Annotated in this window: 11 protein-coding genes and 2 tRNA genes; 2 read left to right on the top strand and 11 right to left on the bottom strand. The window is 53.6% G+C overall.

Annotated elements, in window-relative coordinates:
* Positions 1-113: 113 nt before the first annotated feature.
* From Pan97_RS18380 to Pan97_RS18360, 5 genes are all read right to left on the bottom strand, one after another.
* Complete coding sequence (locus Pan97_RS18380) at positions 114-2,063, bottom strand: serine/threonine-protein kinase (protein WP_144975092.1); 1,950 nt, start codon at positions 2,061-2,063, stop codon at positions 114-116.
* Positions 2,064-2,089: 26 nt separating this feature from the next.
* A complete protein-coding gene (locus Pan97_RS18375; RefSeq protein WP_144975090.1) occupies positions 2,090-2,671 on the bottom strand; it encodes an RNA polymerase sigma factor in 582 nt (193 codons plus the stop codon).
* Positions 2,672-2,922: 251 nt separating this feature from the next.
* Positions 2,923-3,879 carry a PQQ-binding-like beta-propeller repeat protein gene (locus Pan97_RS18370; RefSeq protein ID WP_144975088.1) on the bottom strand — a complete coding sequence of 319 codons (957 nt, stop codon included), beginning with the start codon at positions 3,877-3,879 and terminating at the stop codon, positions 2,923-2,925.
* A 165-nt stretch (positions 3,880-4,044) separates the two neighbouring features.
* Positions 4,045-4,977: a DUF1559 family PulG-like putative transporter gene (locus Pan97_RS18365; RefSeq protein ID WP_144975086.1), complete on the bottom strand. Its 933-nt coding sequence runs from the start codon at positions 4,975-4,977 to the stop codon at positions 4,045-4,047.
* 112 nt (positions 4,978-5,089) lie between these two features.
* Positions 5,090-5,494 (bottom strand): transthyretin-like family protein, encoded by a 405-nt coding sequence (locus Pan97_RS18360; protein WP_144975084.1) that lies wholly within the window; start codon positions 5,492-5,494, stop codon positions 5,090-5,092.
* Between the two features lie 491 nt (positions 5,495-5,985).
* Here Pan97_RS18360 and Pan97_RS18355 point away from each other — a divergent pair, with 491 nt between their 5' ends.
* Entirely contained in the window at positions 5,986-10,422 is a 4,437-nt protein-coding gene (locus Pan97_RS18355; protein ID WP_165698836.1) for a CheR family methyltransferase, read from the top strand.
* 216 nt (positions 10,423-10,638) lie between these two features.
* Here Pan97_RS18355 and Pan97_RS18350 read toward each other — a convergent pair whose 3' ends face one another.
* From Pan97_RS18350 to Pan97_RS18335, 4 genes are all read right to left on the bottom strand, one after another.
* Positions 10,639-11,481 carry a TIGR01457 family HAD-type hydrolase gene (locus Pan97_RS18350; protein WP_144975080.1) on the bottom strand — a complete coding sequence of 281 codons (843 nt, stop codon included), beginning with the start codon at positions 11,479-11,481 and terminating at the stop codon, positions 10,639-10,641.
* Positions 11,482-12,086: 605 nt separating this feature from the next.
* On the bottom strand, positions 12,087-13,190 hold the full coding sequence (locus tag Pan97_RS18345) for a slipin family protein (protein WP_144975078.1): 1,104 nt from the start codon (positions 13,188-13,190) through the stop codon (positions 12,087-12,089).
* 470 nt (positions 13,191-13,660) lie between these two features.
* Positions 13,661-13,731, bottom strand: a tRNA-Ser gene (locus tag Pan97_RS18340).
* Positions 13,732-13,837: 106 nt separating this feature from the next.
* Positions 13,838-13,909 (bottom strand) — tRNA-Cys (locus Pan97_RS18335).
* A gap of 240 nt (positions 13,910-14,149) precedes the next feature.
* Here Pan97_RS18335 and Pan97_RS18330 point away from each other — a divergent pair.
* A complete protein-coding gene (locus Pan97_RS18330; RefSeq protein ID WP_241676319.1) occupies positions 14,150-16,012 on the top strand; it encodes an ATP-binding cassette domain-containing protein in 1,863 nt (620 codons plus the stop codon).
* Here the strand turns inward: Pan97_RS18330 and Pan97_RS18325 are convergent.
* Together Pan97_RS18325 and Pan97_RS18320 are read right to left on the bottom strand one after the other, a co-directional pair.
* The gene (locus Pan97_RS18325) at positions 16,009-16,572 is read right to left on the bottom strand and encodes a cytochrome c oxidase subunit 3 (protein ID WP_165698835.1); all 564 of its coding nucleotides are present in this window, start codon (positions 16,570-16,572) and stop codon (positions 16,009-16,011) included. The genes Pan97_RS18330 and Pan97_RS18325 overlap by 4 nt on opposite strands.
* A 68-nt stretch (positions 16,573-16,640) precedes the next feature.
* On the bottom strand, positions 16,641-17,033 hold the full coding sequence (locus Pan97_RS18320; RefSeq protein WP_144975072.1) for a cytochrome C oxidase subunit IV family protein: 393 nt from the start codon (positions 17,031-17,033) through the stop codon (positions 16,641-16,643).
* Positions 17,034-17,041: the final 8 nt, after the last annotated feature.

Here is a 17,041-nt window from a genome sequence, read left to right as displayed (position 1 = left end):
ATGGTTGCGTTTCCGCTGGCTTACCGGATAAATGGCAGGCCGGCAGAAAACCTTTCACGCGGGACCCAAAAAAATGAAAGAAACACGAAAGTCGCCCAAAAGCTCGGGCGATTTCAGTTAGAAACCGGCCGTAAACGGACCTGGTGAAACGTCGTGTCGCTGTCGTAAGCCCCTAGTCCCAAAGACTTTTCGGGTAGGGTCCACAGCTCGAGAAGGGTCAGATTCGAGCCGTCTCCTCGGTAGGTCGTCAACAACTGACCATCCAGAAAAGCTTGGACCTGATCGCGGCGAACGCGAACTTCGGCCGTGTAACGACGTCCATTTTGCAGAATCACGTTGTCAACGCGAGTCGGGTTGGTGCGGATGTTCTCGCCGTCGATGTTCTGGATTCCGCCCAGGTTTTCGCTCCACCCATCGATGTCGAAGGATGCATTGCCGTCTCCATCCAGGAAATGCAACGCGATCGATTGCGACCCGCTATTCCGCGTGAACTGGACTTCCAAGTCGTACTCGCGAGGGGGAAGAAAGGGGAGCATCATTCGCGCTCCGGGGCCTTCGTTGACGTGCAGTTCTCCTTCGGAAGTGACTTCCCAATTGCCTGCGACCGTGTTCGCTGGAAGATCTACCTGGGAGATCAAATTGACCCAGTTTTGAGAGGCGGCAGGCATAGGTATTGGTTGTTGCTCAGGCGACTGAACTGAACCACCATTGGATCCTGTAGGCAAGTCATCTTTTCCAAAATCTCCCAGGACCATCAGGGCGACGATGGCACCCAGGATAGCTCCGCCTCCTCCGATCAGAAGTCGGTGTCGTTGTACCCACTGAGTAAAGGGGCTGGCCTTGGGACGTGGTTTGGATTTGGAACGCTGCGTGGGACGGTCTATTTTTGGCTCAAGTTTGGGTACCGAGAGCAACGAGTTCGGTATACTCGGCTGAGTCGCTGACGCGTCACTGGCATACGCGGAGTCGGGATGTCCGAACGGTTTGAGCTGCTCGACGACTTCTGCCGGAGTCTGAAAGCGGTCATCTGGAGACTTCGCCATGAGTTTTTCAACAATGGCGATCACTTCAGGTGGGATATCGTTACGAATTTCCGACAGTGGCCGAGGCTGGCGTTCGCAGTGGCCAAGGACTTTTTCAAACGCGGTTCCCTCGGGGAAGGGAGCATGACCGGCAAGCAGGAAATAGAGTGTACAGCCCAGGCTGTAGAGGTCGGCTCGAATGTCTGCCCGCTTTGAATCCCGGGCTTGCTCTGGGGCCATGTAGTCTGGTGTGCCAAGCGCGGTGAAGTCGGCCGTCAGACCTGGGTCGTCCGGCGATTGCTCGGACTGGGTCGCGAAGCGAGCTAAACCAAAATCGAGAATCTTGATCGTTCCGCGTGTCGTCTTCATCAAGTTATGAGGCTTGATGTCGCGGTGAACGGTACCGCGTTCAAATGCATGTTGCAGTCCCTGGGCGGCTTGCATGACATAGTTACACGCGTGCAGTACAGGGAGTGGTTTTCGGCGAGCCACTAGTTGATCGAGACTGATTCCATCGATGTACTCCATTACCAAAAAATGCATCTCGCCCGCTTGTTCGGCATCGTAAGCGGCAACGATATTACGGTGCGACAGCTTGGCCGCCGCTTTTACCTCCTGATGAAATCGTTCGACCGCCAGTTCATTCTTCATCAGCCGCGAACTAATCACCTTCAAGGCGACCGGCCGTTCCATCAGTTTGTGCTCGGCCTGGTAAACGATTCCCATTCCTCCTTGGCCGAGTTGTCGAATGATGCGGTATCGCGGGTGGTCGAGCAGCGCCGCGGGTATCGTTCCAGCGTCTTCTTCTTGGAAAACAGGCGTGGCGCTGCCCACTGGCGTCAGACCATCGTCGATACTGCTTGTGGCAGCGTGAATTCGTTCGATCAGTGGATCATGTGGAATGGTGCGCAAGACGTCACAACAGGTATCGCACTTACCTACGTGGTCTTCTATCCGCTGGCGATCTGGCTCGGCCAGAGTTCCATGAAAGAACGATTCGAGTTCGTTTCGCGTGGGATGCGGCGCGTTAGTCTCGTTCATGGGCCGATCGCCGGTGGTGATGGTTGTTAATCAATGAGCCCCAGGCCCCTTTGACGCAGCCGCGAAAGGACCCGCGATTTGGCGACAAAGACGGCATTCACGGAGATGCCAAGCTCTTGGCTGACGTCGTCCGCACTGAGGCCGTCCAAGGCGAATCGCTGAAATGCCAACCACGTTTTGTCCGTGAACGCGGGACGGACTTCCTGCAGCAAATATTGTATCACGTGGCGATCGTGCTCTCGATTCCACTGGGCACTCAGGCCACTCTCGGGATCTTGAAGTTCGGCGATCACCTGGCCAAAATCACTTCCGCCGACCCCAGGTGGCTGCTTGTTCTTCTTGCGCCAATGATCTCGCAGGCAATTTGCCGCAATGGTACGCAGCCAGGCACGAAAAGCACCAGGCCGAGGTTCACGACGGAAATCAGGGAAGCGTCGGAAAACGACGGTCAAGACTTCCTGGGTGATGTCCTCGATATCGTCAAGAGATGCCCCATACCGCTTGAGCCAACCTCGAATCAGCGGCGAGTACATTCCGACCAGTCGCCCCCATGCCTCTTCATCGGAGGTATGCTGTAGCGAGTCGAGAAAGCTAACCGAGGTGTCCATTGGGCGAAGACTGCGTATCGAAAGTGCCGATCAATAGAAAACGCCTCTATCCTACACTTCTTACCACGGGCTTGCCCCCTCGCATCTTTTAATTTTTAAAGAGTGGCGTCCTCTTGCGCACGTAGCGAAAGCAAGGATCCGGAGGGCAGATTCGCAGCGGCGAGCTAGGCTGCATCTTCCTGAGAACAAGAGGTCAGCGGCTGGAGCAATGTTTCCCAGCCGCTGTTGATCAGTACCATTTTCGAATATCCTTAGCGCAGTACATCCCCTTCGACGTTTAGCAGTTGCGAATTAGGAGCCGAGTTGCCGAAGACGTTGAACTGATCGAATTGCCAGACCACTTTCTTCGTCTTGGGATCGACTTCAATCAGCAGCGGGTTATCGGGGCCAGCATGGCAGTTGCCGATGACGTAGTGACCGTTGGGCAGGACTTCCAGCGTCGTGACCCAGGCCAGCGTGATGCCAGGCAGATCGTTCTGGCCGATCTTCCAAACGATTTCCTTGTCAGGTGTCACTTCGATCACACTATGTCCGTTGCCCGTCGCGATTAGCGTGTTGCCATTGCTCAAACGAACCGCGGCGAAGGCCTTGTTACCGAAAGCTTCCGGACCGTGGCCCCCGCGAGGCTCCTGGTCGAACATGGGGACTTCGTAGTCCCAGATGACCTTGCCTGACTCGCCATCGTATTCGCGGATGTGGCCATCGTTCTCGTGGGCAACCAGGTAATTGCCGTTGTCCAATTTGCGAACCAATCGCGTATCGGAGTGGGGATGCGGATTGTCCAACTTCAGTGGAATCTCTTTAAGCAACTTGCCGTCACGGTTGACTTCAATGATTCGTCCGGCACCTGACTCGGCAATCATTACGTTGCCGCCTGCCAATGGTTGAAAGGCGTGGACTTCGATCCGCTTTCCTTCGTTGCCGTTGCTCTGGGCGGAGTCGTAAGACCACACGACCTTCTTCGTTTCGGGATCGATTTCAGCAACCTTAGCCCCCCCTTGCTGGACCATGATATGGCCATTGTCCAACACATGGATGTCATGAATCCCACCCCACGGCATCTCCCACTCGATGGCCCCTTGTTCGTCGACAATCGCCAATTTGTTATTGCCTTGCATCACCAAGCGAAACGGACCTGCGTAAAGGAGCGAAGGCAAAAATGCAAGAGCCGTGGAAACCAGAGTAACCAGAAGGGGCGTTCGCAGCATGGTGTTCTCCTTGATGGACACGAGGGGGAAGGGAATTCGAAGGGCTGGTCCGAGTATAGATCCAATGTCAAGGAACTAAAGCGGATCCTCACTTGTTCCAATGAAAAGAGGCGTCTTTCTCGCAGAAAAACGCCTCTTTCGTGGTTAAATTGAGAGCCCTTACGCCTATGGCAGCTGAGCAACTTCACCGCCGTTGCGGGTACCCATGCTGGCGTAGATGAGACGATTGATGTTCTCGCTAACGAAACGAGTCGCACCGTCACCCAGCAGGAACAGGGCACCACCGGGGTGAGCACTGTGGAAGCCTGCCTGGCCCGGTTGTGCGTTGTTGAGTGTGTTCAACTGAATGCCGGTTGAAGCACCCCATTTGCAGTGCGAGTCCTGCCCATTCGATGTGCCAACGTAGACATGCTCACGATTGGTAATCTTATCGGTGTACCTTTCGCCGACGAATAGAGTGTTGGAGGTACCATCGGTAATGTCACGAAAATTGGTCGAAACATTCTGGTAGTAGAACGGACCATTGTGACGAGCGTGTCCAACGCCACCGTCGTCCAGATGATGCTTGTTTTCACCATTGGTGGTGTTACTTGAAATCGTGTAGCCAACGGTACCTGTGATCACCACGCCATAGCTACCGCGTGGTCGACCTGTGATGCCACCGTCATCGAAAACCTGTCCGGTATCTGGTGAGGAAGGACATTCGAATGCATCTAGACGAACGCGAAGAATATCTTCGTTGTTGCCATCGTCGTCCCAAACGACTCCGAAGCCCATGCCGTTGATCTTGTCGTAAAGGGCACCTTGTTCAATCTGGGGAAGGATGAATGCACTCCAAACCGTGGTTTGCGCACTACCGCTTCCATCCTGGATCTTTTCCTTGATCGCGGCTGGTGGAAACTTAAGGAACGTATCGTGATAGTTATGCAGGGCCAAGCCGAGTTGTTTCAGGTTGTTGCTGCACTGCATTCGGCGAGCTGCCTCACGGGCCTGTTGTACCGCAGGCAACAACAGGGCAATAAGAACGCCAATGATGGCGATCACCACCAGCAGTTCGACAAGCGTAAAACCACGCTTGCGTTTCATCGAGATGCTCATAGTTTTTGCTCCAATAAGATATGAAAACAGAGGAAAAGATTAGGTCTAGTTTTTCGCTGAATATCGATATGAGGATGTTGAAACCCCTTGGGCTCTCAAGTGACAGTCTGGTTTATTTGGTGAGTTTGATTTCGATGTCATTCGTGCCCGATTTAACTTCGATCGTGAAGTCTTTTGGGACATTTCCCGGTGGGGTCGGGTCAGGACCTGAGCCAAACACGGTGACCTTGTGCTCGCCAACCAGGGCGCCGTCGTTGCGCTCGTAGGTAGAAAGTATGAACTTGCCCTCTGAATCAGTGTTTCCAGTAGCACTCTTGCCTGGTTCGTTATCACCTCCTACCGATTCCGTCTTTCCCGGTATTGGCGTAAACGTAACCACCATGTCGGCCACAGGTTTACCGTTAAGTGTTACGATGCCATTAACAGGTGCCACCGGGTTACTGGGGCCGCCGCATCCAAGAATTGATATAGCGAGAAATGAAACGATCCATACAGCACCTGATGGGTACGTTCGCATGACGGTGTCCTCTGATCGGTAAAAGAGATCTAGTTCAATGAAAATGAGATTTAAGAAGGGGGGTATGCCAAGAGGCAATCAAGGGGGAACGTCGCTGCCAATAACCAAAGATGCAAATAATCTGGGGGGAGATAAGTTACCTCAAGTGTACGCATTCGGGCGTATCATGTTAAGTCATAGCTAAAAGCGATGTGTGTGGTTTTATAAAAACAAATTTTAAGTTTTGTGTAACCAGTAGTTTGTGGTCGAGCCAATGGCGATGCTCGTTTGATATTTTTTTTGCGAGGCGAACTTCAGCCGTGCTGTGAAACTAACTGGTAATCTTGCAAGCAGTTGCGGCGTTTGCAACAATGACAACCGCAGGCTCTGAGAATCTAGATCGGGGGATTTATGCTCAGCCTGAGATCTGCCGACTTGGCTTGAAGTCTAACGCCGCTCCCCTGGACCTTCTTACGACGAACGACCAACTCCGTTCGAAATATTGGAACTTTATGGCACCTGCAGAATCGGCCGGAGAATCGGATGCTGGCCGAAATTCCGGCAAGTCTCGACAACCTCTATCGGTCATCGGGATCGGTGCGTCTTCGGGCGGGCTAGAGGCTCTCAAGAAGTTTTTTTCTGCCCTGTCGCAGCCCCAGGGGATGGCTTTTGTCGTCGTTCAACATTTGATGCCGGACCACGATAGTCTCTTACCGGAGATTCTTTCCAAGCATACCGACCTGAAAGTCTTATCCGTCGAGCAAGGACAAGTCATCGAGAGTGGCTACGTGTACGTTGCTCCACCGGGTCAGGACGTGGCGATCCAATCCGGCGAATTCCAGGTCACTCCGTCGGCTGAATCGCGAGGCTGGCGGCACCCGATCGACTATTTCTTACGTAGCTTGGCTCGGGATCAACGTCAGGATGCCGTCAGTATTATCATGTCAGGCAACGGTAGTGACGGGACGCTCGGTATCCGCGAGATCAAAGAGTGCGGTGGCATGGTCATGGTGCAGCATCCGCATGAAGCGGGGCATGATTCGATGCCGCTCAATGCGATGGAAACAGGGCAAGCCGACTACGTTCAGCCGGTAGCTCAATTGGCCAGGTCGCTTGAGAGCTACGTCGATCACAATTCTCTTTTTGACGATTCGACTCTCGATCCCGCCCAGTTTTTAGCTGAACTGGAAGAGATCCAGCACATACTTCACTTTCATGCCGAGTACGATTTTCGCAACTACAAACACACAACCTTATTGAGACGTGTCCAGCGCCGAATGGGTTTATCCGGCGTCTCCGACATCCGCGAGTATGTCCACCGGCTGAAGGATCGTCCTGAGGAAGTCGAAGCGCTGGCCCAGGATCTTCTGATCTGTGTAACGCAATTCATGCGGAATCCGGAAGTCTGGGAAAAACTGTCTGACCTGGTGTTTCCCAAGCTCATTGAGAATCGAAGTTCGAACGATCCCATTCGTATCTGGATTCCCGGCTGCGCTACCGGCGAAGAAGCCTACACCATGGCGATGATGCTTTCCGATGCCATTGCCGAGAAACGTGACGTACGAATTCAAATCTTTGCCACGGATATCAGCAATCATGCGCTAAGGACAGCACGCGCGGGTATTTATCCGGAAACGATCGCTGCCGACATCAAGCCTGAATGGGCACGTAAGTATTTTACGCGCGAAGCGGACGTCTATCGTGTTTCCAAATCAGTCCGCGAAATGGTCGTCTTCGCCGCACATGACTTGAAAGGGGACCCTTCGTTTTTTCGACTCGATCTGATCAGTTGCCGCAATTTGCTGATCTATCTGGAGCCGGAAGCACAGGCCAACATTCTGCGAAAGTTTCACTTTGCGTTGAATTCCGAGGGTTTTTTGTTGCTTGGCAATTCAGAGACGGCGGGACGCGTCGATCAAGGGTTTGAGCCTGTCGATGCTCATTGCCGGATCTTTCAACGCGCCGCCGAAAGCGGCTCGAACGGCTTTATCCTTCCGGCTCCTCAAACCCCGAAGCGAGTTGCCCCGCGGCGGCCTAGTTTCCGCCGTCCGCAGCCGCCGAGTTTGCGAGAACTCGCCGCAGAGATGTTTTGGAAGTCGACCGGTTCGGTCGTCTTGGTCCTCAACGATAAATTGCAGCCGATCTTCGTGGGGGGAAGTGGAGATCGCTTCTTGAAGATCCCCGAGGGGGAACAACGCTACACGGTTTATGAACTCGTTCGTCCCGGTCTGCATTTGAAGCTGCGTGCAGCAATTGGCCGACTTGAATCAGAACAGGAGGTCTCTTTCGACCGCGCCAAGCTCAATCAATCGGACGGCTCGACGATGGACGTCAAAGGGTACGTTCGCAAGATGACCGATCCGGAAAGCCAACAGCGGCTCATTTTCATCCGGCTGCAAGAAGATGAATCGGTAAAGTCGCCGGGGCTGACGTCGTCGCCATCGAGTGATCTTGCGTCCCTCGCCACGACGGATTCCCACGAGGAATTAGTCAAGACGCTCGAACGTGAACTGATGGAGACGCGCGAAGAGTTGAGTCACACGATCGAGCAGCTCGAGCAAGCCAACGAAGAGTTGCGAGCGTCTCACGAAGAGGCGATGAGCGTCAATGAAGAATTACAATCAGGCACCGAGGAGTTAGAGGCCTCGCGGGAAGAACTACAGTCACTCAACGAGGAACTGACGACGCTCAATGTGCAGTTAGAGGACAAACTCGCCGAACTGGAATCGACCAACAACGATCTCGATAACTTGATTTCGAGCACAAGAATTGCCGTAGTGTTCTTGGATACTGAATTCCGAGTTCGCAACTTCACGCCGGAAGCGATCGACTTGTTCAGCTTGATTCGCACCGATATCGGCCGACCCATCAGTGATCTGGCCCACAAGGTCACCGACGGCTCTTTTATGGACGACGCACGGGAAGTGTTGAAGTCGTTGACGTTGGTCGAACGCGAGGTTGAAGCAGAGGAAGGAAAGGTTTTCGTTCGTCGGCTATTGCCTTATCGCACGCACGACAATCGGATTGAAGGGGTCGTGGCAACTTTCCAGGACATCACGCAGTTGAAAGAAACGCAAGAGCTGCTGCATCTCCAGCGAACTCAACTCTCGCTAGTCGCAGATGCCATGCCGGTGCTTTTGGCGTACGTCGACAAGGATCACCGATATCAGTTCGCCAATGCCAGCTATGAAAAGTGGTTCGGTATTTCCCTTGACGAAGTGATTGGAAAGCCGGTATGGGAAGTCGTCGGCGAGAAAGCTTTTGAAGTTGCTCGCAGCAAAATCGAGACCGTACTTTCCGGAGAACGGGTGGCGTGGGATAGCGAACTTCCCTTTCGACACGGTCCGGCGAGATTCGTCCATGTGGAGTACATCCCGCATTTTGACGTGCATGGGGCGGTCGTTGGTTACTATGCTCTGATTCAAGATATCTCGAAACGCTATGAAGCGGAAAAGTTGCTTCACGAAAGTGAGGCACGGTTTCGTGACCTTGCCGATAACTTTGCCCAGTTGGCCTGGACATGCGACAAACTGTGCGAGGTAACTTGGTATAACCGTCGTTGGTACGAATTCACCGGACAAACGTTTGACGATGCGAAGCAAGTTGGCTGGGCCAATGTACATCATCCAGACCATATCGAGCGCGTGCACGCTAAGCTTGCCGAGTGCGCAGAAAAGGAATGTGTCTGGGAAGATACTTTTCCGCTACGTCGTCATGATGGTGTCTACCGCTGGTTCTTATCGCGGGCCGTTCCAATACGCGATAAGGATGGCCGTGTGATTCGTTGGTTCGGCACCAATACCGATATCACCGAGCAGATGGAGTTGGAGCAAGCCCTGAAGGAGGCAGACCGTCGTAAAGACGAGTTCCTGGCCATGCTGGCTCACGAGTTGCGTAATCCGTTAGCACCAATCCGCAGCGGCATCGATCTGTTGATGATGGACCCCCGCAGTCCGCAAGAGCCGTTGGAAGTGATGGAAGAACAGGTTCGGCACCTGGTCCGGCTAGTGGATGACTTGCTAGACGTATCTCGAATCACTCGTGGAAAAGTGGAACTGAGGAAAGAGAACGTCCAGCTTCAGAAAGTCATCAAAAAGGCACTCGTAGCGATCGAGCCCTATGGCGAGCAAAAGGGAATTACTTTCTCGTCTGATATTCTCCAAGAGCCCGTCTGGCTGAAAGCCGACCCGGTTCGGCTGGCGCAGATATTCGAGAACCTGTTGATCAATGGAGTGAAGTATACCGAAAGTGGCGGACATATCACCGTTTCCGCGGTGCGTAATGGAAGCAAGGTCCAAGTTTCGTTTCGGGATAATGGGATTGGTATCGACCAGGAGCTCATGCCACGCGTGTTTGAGCTGTTTACCCAATCGTCGCGATCTTTCGATCGCGAGCCTGGCGGTCTTGGTATCGGTCTGACGATCGTCAAAAGCCTCGTGGAACTGCATCGAGGTACGGTTGAAGTCAAAAGCGAAGGAACAGGACAGGGAAGTGAGTTTATCGTTCAATTACCCATTCTGAAGAAAGCGCCTGACGAAGTGACCGAGGTGAAGACATACCAAGACGCTGGCATTCAGAAGATTCTTATCGTGGATGATAATAAGAGCGCCCGGCACCTTTTGTCCCGGCTGCTTGCCGCGTTAGCCAACCACGAAATTGAATCCGCAGCCAGCGGACGGGAAGCATTGGACATGATCGGTGAACTCAATCCGAGTGTCGTCATGCTGGATATCGGCCTTCCCGAGATGGACGGCTACGAGGTAGCGCGGCGGATCCGTGGTGTCGATCCAGAAAATCGAATCCTTCTAGTGGCCGTAACTGGCTACGGTCAAAACGAAGATCGAATTCTATCGGAGGCAGCCGGCTTCGATGTGCATCTGGTCAAGCCAGTGGGTATCGACGATCTGCGAACGCTGATGACGCATTCGAAGCTACAGAAAGAAGAGTAACGGACGCCACGTCAACCAGGAAGAACGTGACGTCCGCTCTTGGATTCTTAAATTCGGCAGAATAAGTCTACTAGCAGGAACGGCACCGGCGGGAGTTGCTGTGGCCATTGTTGCGCCTGGAAAGGCCGTCTTAACCGGGCACGCGGAGGGAAGGGGAACGAGGCCAACGCTCTGATGTCGTGACCGTCGCTTAAAAAACGAAGCTTAACTGGACCCTTATCGTCGCAGCGAAGCCACGAATTCATTGGCGGAGTCGTCTGGTACCGTCACTGGGGTTCGCAAGACGACTTGTTCATCTTTTTTTCGCACCAACTCGGCGACCGAGTCGATGATCAAATCAGGCTGATACGGATGCTTGGGAATATCCGCTAACTGTGTACCGCCTGAGAGCACCAGGATCGTCTGGTAGCCCATTTGGACGCCACCGAGAATATCGGTTTCCATCGTATCCCCAATCATTACGGTCTCGGAAGTTTCCAGGCCAATTTCCTTACGGGCCATACGCATCATTAGCGGACTTGGCTTGCCAATGCTTAGCGCCTTTCGGCCGGTTGCCTTTTCGAGAAAAGCGATCGTTGCCCCCGCACCTGGACGCGTTCCGCGCGAAGTCGGGCAGTTCGGGTCATCGTTGGTCGCAATCAACTTAGCGCCATCCAGGATCATTTGGGTTGCCGTTTCGAGCATGTCCCAGTTCAGGGTGCGACCTTCCCCGACTACCACGAAGTCTGGGTCATGGTCGACTACCGAGTATCCATTCTGGTGAAGCGCGTTTAACAGCCCCCCTTCCCCTAACACGTAAGCGGTGCCGTTTGGTTTCTGGTTGGCGAGAAACCGCGCCGTTGCCATTGCACAGGTAAAGACCTGCTGTTCTTCCACTTCGATTCCCATGCGGGCCAACTTGGTCACCACGTCGCGACGGGTCCGCTGACTGTTGTTGGTTAGGAAAAGAAACGGAGTACCATCATCTCGAAGCTGTCGAATGAATGCATCGGCGCCTGGGATCATTTGTCCCCCGCGATACATGACGCCATCCATGTCGATCAAAAATCCCTTACTCATCAGTTACCTCATGCGGGTAAAAGTTGCGGTTCGTCAAACTTACCTCCGGGTTAGTTCCCAGCGAACCCAAAACCTCTTTTCAATTCCACTCAGCCAGTTGGCAATGAGCGTGCCAAGAAGTTGGTAAGGGAAGAGTCTTTTGTGATCACTTCAGCAGAATACTAAGAAACGACATGCCAGTTTTACTTAGTGGTTGATTAAATCACTTACGCAAAAAAGTACGTTTTGTGGAATAAGCTTGTTGGTTGGTGTGCTATGCCAATGTGCGAACGGCGTGCTGAAGGAGGCAGCAGGAGGTGAACTCAACGAATCCACTTAGCCCCAGTGCGAGGTTCTAGCGATAATTTGCTCAAAAAACGAGACCTGATAACGACACAAGTAATGAAGAGTTCATCACAGAGTGCTGCGCACTGAGTGATCAGGTGCGGTATAAATTCCGCAGGCCAGGGCGATTGCAGAGCCGTTGCTGTAAGACAAATTTCTCGGGAAAGATCGCTTACGGGTCGGCAGGCGGCGGCCAAGTAGACTTCCCGATTTAAAGCGGATGTTCGTTTGAGAAAATGAGAAAAGGCAGTACGTTAACGGGAACGAACTGCCTTTCTTACTTACAACAAGTTTACCACGCGGTCGGCCAGACCCTTTTCGCCCAGGACGATGTTCAGCTTTCCGCTGGCAGCAATCTTTTCGAGGACTTCCAGTTCTCGCAGACGCATCAGCGTTGGGCTATCTGCCAACATCTTGGCCGTGTTGGCCTGACTGCGCATGGCAGCCGTTTCTTCACGGCGAGAGATGAGGTTAGCTTCCGCTGCCTTCTTGGCTTCGGTTACCTTGTTCATCAGGTCCTTCATTTCGCCTGGCAGGATCACATCACGAATGCCTACCCGGATCAAATTTAGACCCAACTCGCTGGCGCGAGGCCGGACTGCCTTCTCGAGTTCTTCCGCGACCGAATCCTTATCGGTCAGGAAGTCATCGAGTTCACGTGCACCGACTACGCTCCGCAGGGCGAACTGGACTTCACGATACAAAGCCTGCTGGGCATCGCCAGCGACGGTAACCGCCTGCTTAGCGTCAGCAATCTTGTAGGTCGCTACGGCGTTCATCCGCAACGTGACCTTGTCGGAAGTCATAATGTCCTGACCTGAGATGTCGATCATCGTTTCACGCAGGTCAACCTGCACGATGCGAGCATCGGCTGGACCGCGCCAGAACGCGTACGTGCCTGGGGCAAGCGTTTCGACATATCGGCCGTCGAGGTACAGAACTCCTGCGCATTCACGATCGACGTCACAGATATCAAGTTGCAAACGAGCAGTCGGTTCACGCGAGATCGCCTTGAGGTCCTTGTGGGTGAAACGAACTTCCCGGGCATCGTACGTTTCGATCTGGACGTCGCGAAATGAGGCCCAAAGCGCATACAATCCCGGTCCCAGAACCCGATTGAAGCGACCGTCGATCCATACCATAGCACGCTGATGCTGCTTCAAGTCGACAACGACCGCGCGGTCCTTGAGTGCTCCCGACTTCACCATGACGTCGAGTTGTTCGTGTTCCAACCATGGATCACGCTGCGAAGTAACCGTCACGCGGACCTTGCCCCATGGGTCGAACATTCGGTGCGTACCAGGCTGCAAGAGTCCCGCGAAGTTGCCATCACGGAACAGCAATCCGATTTCGTAGTTGCGAATCTTGAACTTCTTGAACAACATGTTGCACCTCCTTGCGGTACAACGCGACAAAACAGGAAGGTCTGCACTCAGATCAATGGAAAACGTAATGATTTGAAACTTGGTTAGAAAAGAGACACCTTTGGCAAGCGAACGTTCGCATTGGTCCCAGGAAAACATGCGGAGTTATGCGTTCGTGCTCACGGCAAGCGGGTGCCAGGACTTTCTACCCAGATGCAGGTCAGCGGCCGAAGCACACTTTCCGGCAAATCAGTTTCCAATCCTTTTCCCCGCATGCGGATGAAGACGAATCATCAAACTGCATGGCATGTTTGACTGGTGCCTTTCTGTGCGACTCGCGTGCACCTTCCACTTCCCTTACCGAAGTAAGACGAAAAGGTCGGTATTCACTCAGTCGCAGTGGAAAGGCTGACCACACGATCGCCCGCTTACCGCCGGCTCTCATGGTGGAGGGCTTTCGCCCCCAGGGTGGTCAAGGTGTGAAAAACCTTGGGTCGGAACAGGGATCGAACCTGTAACAACCAGTTCTCAAAACTGGTGCTCTACCTTTGAGCTATCCGACTTGAAGCCGCCATTTAGAACCTGTCCACGGCACAACCGCTGCTGACCCGCATGACGCTTGAGCGCGATTGCCGCCAGTAAAGCGACCTCAGTCCTTACTTAAAAGGAAACGCCGGTGGGAGTCGAACCCACGAGAAGCTGTTTTGCAGACAGCCGCCTGACCGTTTGGCTTCGGCGTTCTATGAAGAAGTGGACACGGGAAGGAGAAAAGTGTTCGCTGGTGCTGGCATCAGCTGTGAATTGTTCGCTGAGAATCGAAGTCCGGGCTTTTGCAAACGGGCCTTTTCCGCGACGATAGAGGTCTAGAAATTCTAAGAGTTTGCCGCTTTCGCCTGTCCTTCGGGCTATTGACCCTTATGCCGCTGATCACGTTAAAGAACGTTCGCCATTCTTACCACGACCGGCCTTTATTTACGGACGTGTCGTTCGTCCTCGAGCCTGGGCAACGGGTATGCCTGATGGGGCGAAATGGGGCCGGGAAGTCGACCCTGCTGAAGATCCTGGCTGGAGAAGTCATCCCCGACGATGGCGAGATTGCTCTGTCGACCGGGCTGACGCGAGCCCAGATGGCTCAGACGGTGCCCACCGACGACCGCGGCACGATTTACGATGTGGTAGCCGACGGCGTGGGGGATCTGGCGGAGATTTTGCGCGAATACCATTCACTAACCCATCAACTGGCCGAGAACCCAAGTGATGAAACGGCCAGGCGTCTGGATGAGCTACAACACGAAATCGATACCCAGGATGGCTGGAACTTACAAAATCAAATCGAGCAAACGCTGACGAAAACGGGGCTCGACGGAGAATTAATCTTTCAGAAGCTGTCGGCAGGGATGAAACGTCGTGTGCTACTGGCCCGGGCCTTGGTCAATGAACCGGATCTCTTGCTTCTGGACGAACCGACGAACCATCTGGACATCGATTCGATCTTGTGGCTTGAAAAGCTGCTGACGAACATTTCGTGCTCGATTGTCTTCGTCACTCACGACCGGGCTTTTGCTCGAAAATTGGCGACTCGCGTGATCGACGTGGATCGCGGCCGTGTGACGAGTTGGTCGTGCGGCTACGACGAGTTCTTGAAACGAAAAGCCGCCGCACTCGAGGCCGAGGAAAAAGAACAAGCTCTCTTCGATAAGAAACTGGCCCAAGAGGAAGTGTGGATCCGCCAAGGTATCAAGGCTCGACGAACGCGAAACGAAGGTCGCGTGCGTGCTTTGAAGAAGATGCGGGACGAATACCGGGATCGTCGCAAGCATGTTGGCAGCGTGAAAATGGAAGCCCATGTCGGCGATCGTTCCGGGCAACTCGTCTTCAAGGCCGATCAGCTCGCGCACCGCTTTGGTGACGTGCGGATAGTGAACAACTTTTCATCGGTGATCATGCGGGGAGACAAAGTCGGCATTATCGGTCGTAATGGTATCGGCAAGTCGACGCTTTTGCGGATTCTGCTGGGGCAAATGAAGCCTGACCAGGGAGAGGTTACAGTCGGCACGAATGTGCAGATCGCCTACTTCGACCAACTTCAGGCTCGTCTCGATCCCGAACAGACGCTGCGCGAGAACATTGGTGAAGGAAACGAGTTCGTCAAAATCAACGGCAAGTCGAAACACGTGGTGGGATATTTGCAAGAGTTCCTCTTCACGCCGGAACAAGCCAATCGCGCCATCAAATATTTAAGTGGCGGCGAACGCAATCGCTTGCTGCTGGCCCAGTTGTTTGCCAAGCCTTCGAATGTGTTGGTACTCGACGAACCAACCAATGACCTCGATTCCGACACGATGGAACTGCTGGAAGACCTTGTCGTGAACTATCCCGGTACCGTTTTGGTGGTTAGCCACGACCGAGAGTTCCTCAACAACGTCGTGACCAGCACCATCTCATTTGAAGGAGACGGCGTCGTGCTGGAATACGCAGGCGGCTACGACGACTACCTCATTCAACACAACAAGGACACAACGCCCCCATTTGAAGCTGCCAAACCGGAAGCCAAGCCGCCCGAGGCGTCTAAGCCTGCTGCTGAAAAGAAGGACGCTGGTAAGCCCCGAGGGCGAAAGTTGAGCTACAAAGAGCAGCGAGAACTGGACGGCCTGCCAGAGAAGATCGAGAGTCTGGAAGCGGAGCAGGAAGAGCTTCAGGCCAAGATGGCCGATCCGAGCTTCTATCAGAAGTCGCAAGACGAGATCAAACAAGTTTCGCAGCGCCTGGAATCGGTCGGGGCAGAATTGCTGGCTTGCCTGGAGCGGTGGGAGGAACTCGCCACGATTCAAGAGGCAAGCTAACGGCCCAGCAAGAAGGTGCCGAGCATCACGATCCAGACGACATCTAAGAAGTGCCAATACAACGCACAGATGTCAACGGTCCAGTGTTTCTCATGATCGTAGGCATCGTGGCGAGCCCGAACCAGAACCCCGCTCAAGAAGGAAATGCCTCCGACAACGTGCAAGGCGTGAACCAGCACGAGAAAGAACATCAATCCGAACTGTTTGGTCACCCCATCTTCTAGAGCCAGGCGATGCATGTCCAAAAGTGCGTGCAGGCCTAGTGACTGAAAAACCAAGAAGACGATCGCGATCACTGCGGCTGTAATCAACCATCGTCGGAAAGGGATCTGTCGTTCGCGACGCACATTGGCTACCGCCTTATGCATGGCAAAGCTGACACCAAACATGCTGATCGTACTGGCGATTAAGCTTAGTGGAAACGAGCCCAGCGAGATGGCTGGTGCCCCAGAACTGCTGCGAATGATTGCGTAGGCTGCCAGACTAGCGAGAAAGAACATCGTCAGCGAGGCGATGAACAGAGCAAAACCGAACTTGGCCTGATATTCATCGCGGCGCATCGAAATCGCAGAGTAAGAATTCCTGAGCATCGGTCGTCAGGGCTCCACCGATAACCGCCACCGGCAGATTATTCAGCAGCCGGTACAGGTGCCTCGCTCACGGTGACGGTCGTGGTCGCTTCGTAGTAATCTTGAATCTGCGGTTGGTATTGCTCGGAGTCAATCAGGGTGATGCCGAAGAATAACGCAACGAATCCAAGAGTGAACAAAAACAGCAGAACGTTGATTGGCTTATCGTAGCGAAGGTGCATGAAGTAGGTCGCGACGAGCCCCGCCTTAATCGTGGCGATGGCCAGCGCGATCCAAATATCAATTTCACCCAAGTGCTGATCCGCCAGGAAAACGGTCAGACCGGTGAAAAAGAGCAACGCGATAAAGGTACCAAACAAGATCGACAAAGGCATGACGTGGGCCAAGCCATGTTCATGATCGTCAGAGTGATTGGTCGATTGGTCAGACATTATCAGGA

Origin of the sequence: Bremerella volcania (genome assembly GCF_007748115.1) — a bacterium.
Taxonomy (GTDB): domain Bacteria; phylum Planctomycetota; class Planctomycetia; order Pirellulales; family Pirellulaceae; genus Bremerella; species Bremerella volcania.
This window is presented reverse-complemented; position numbering and strand designations above follow the sequence as displayed.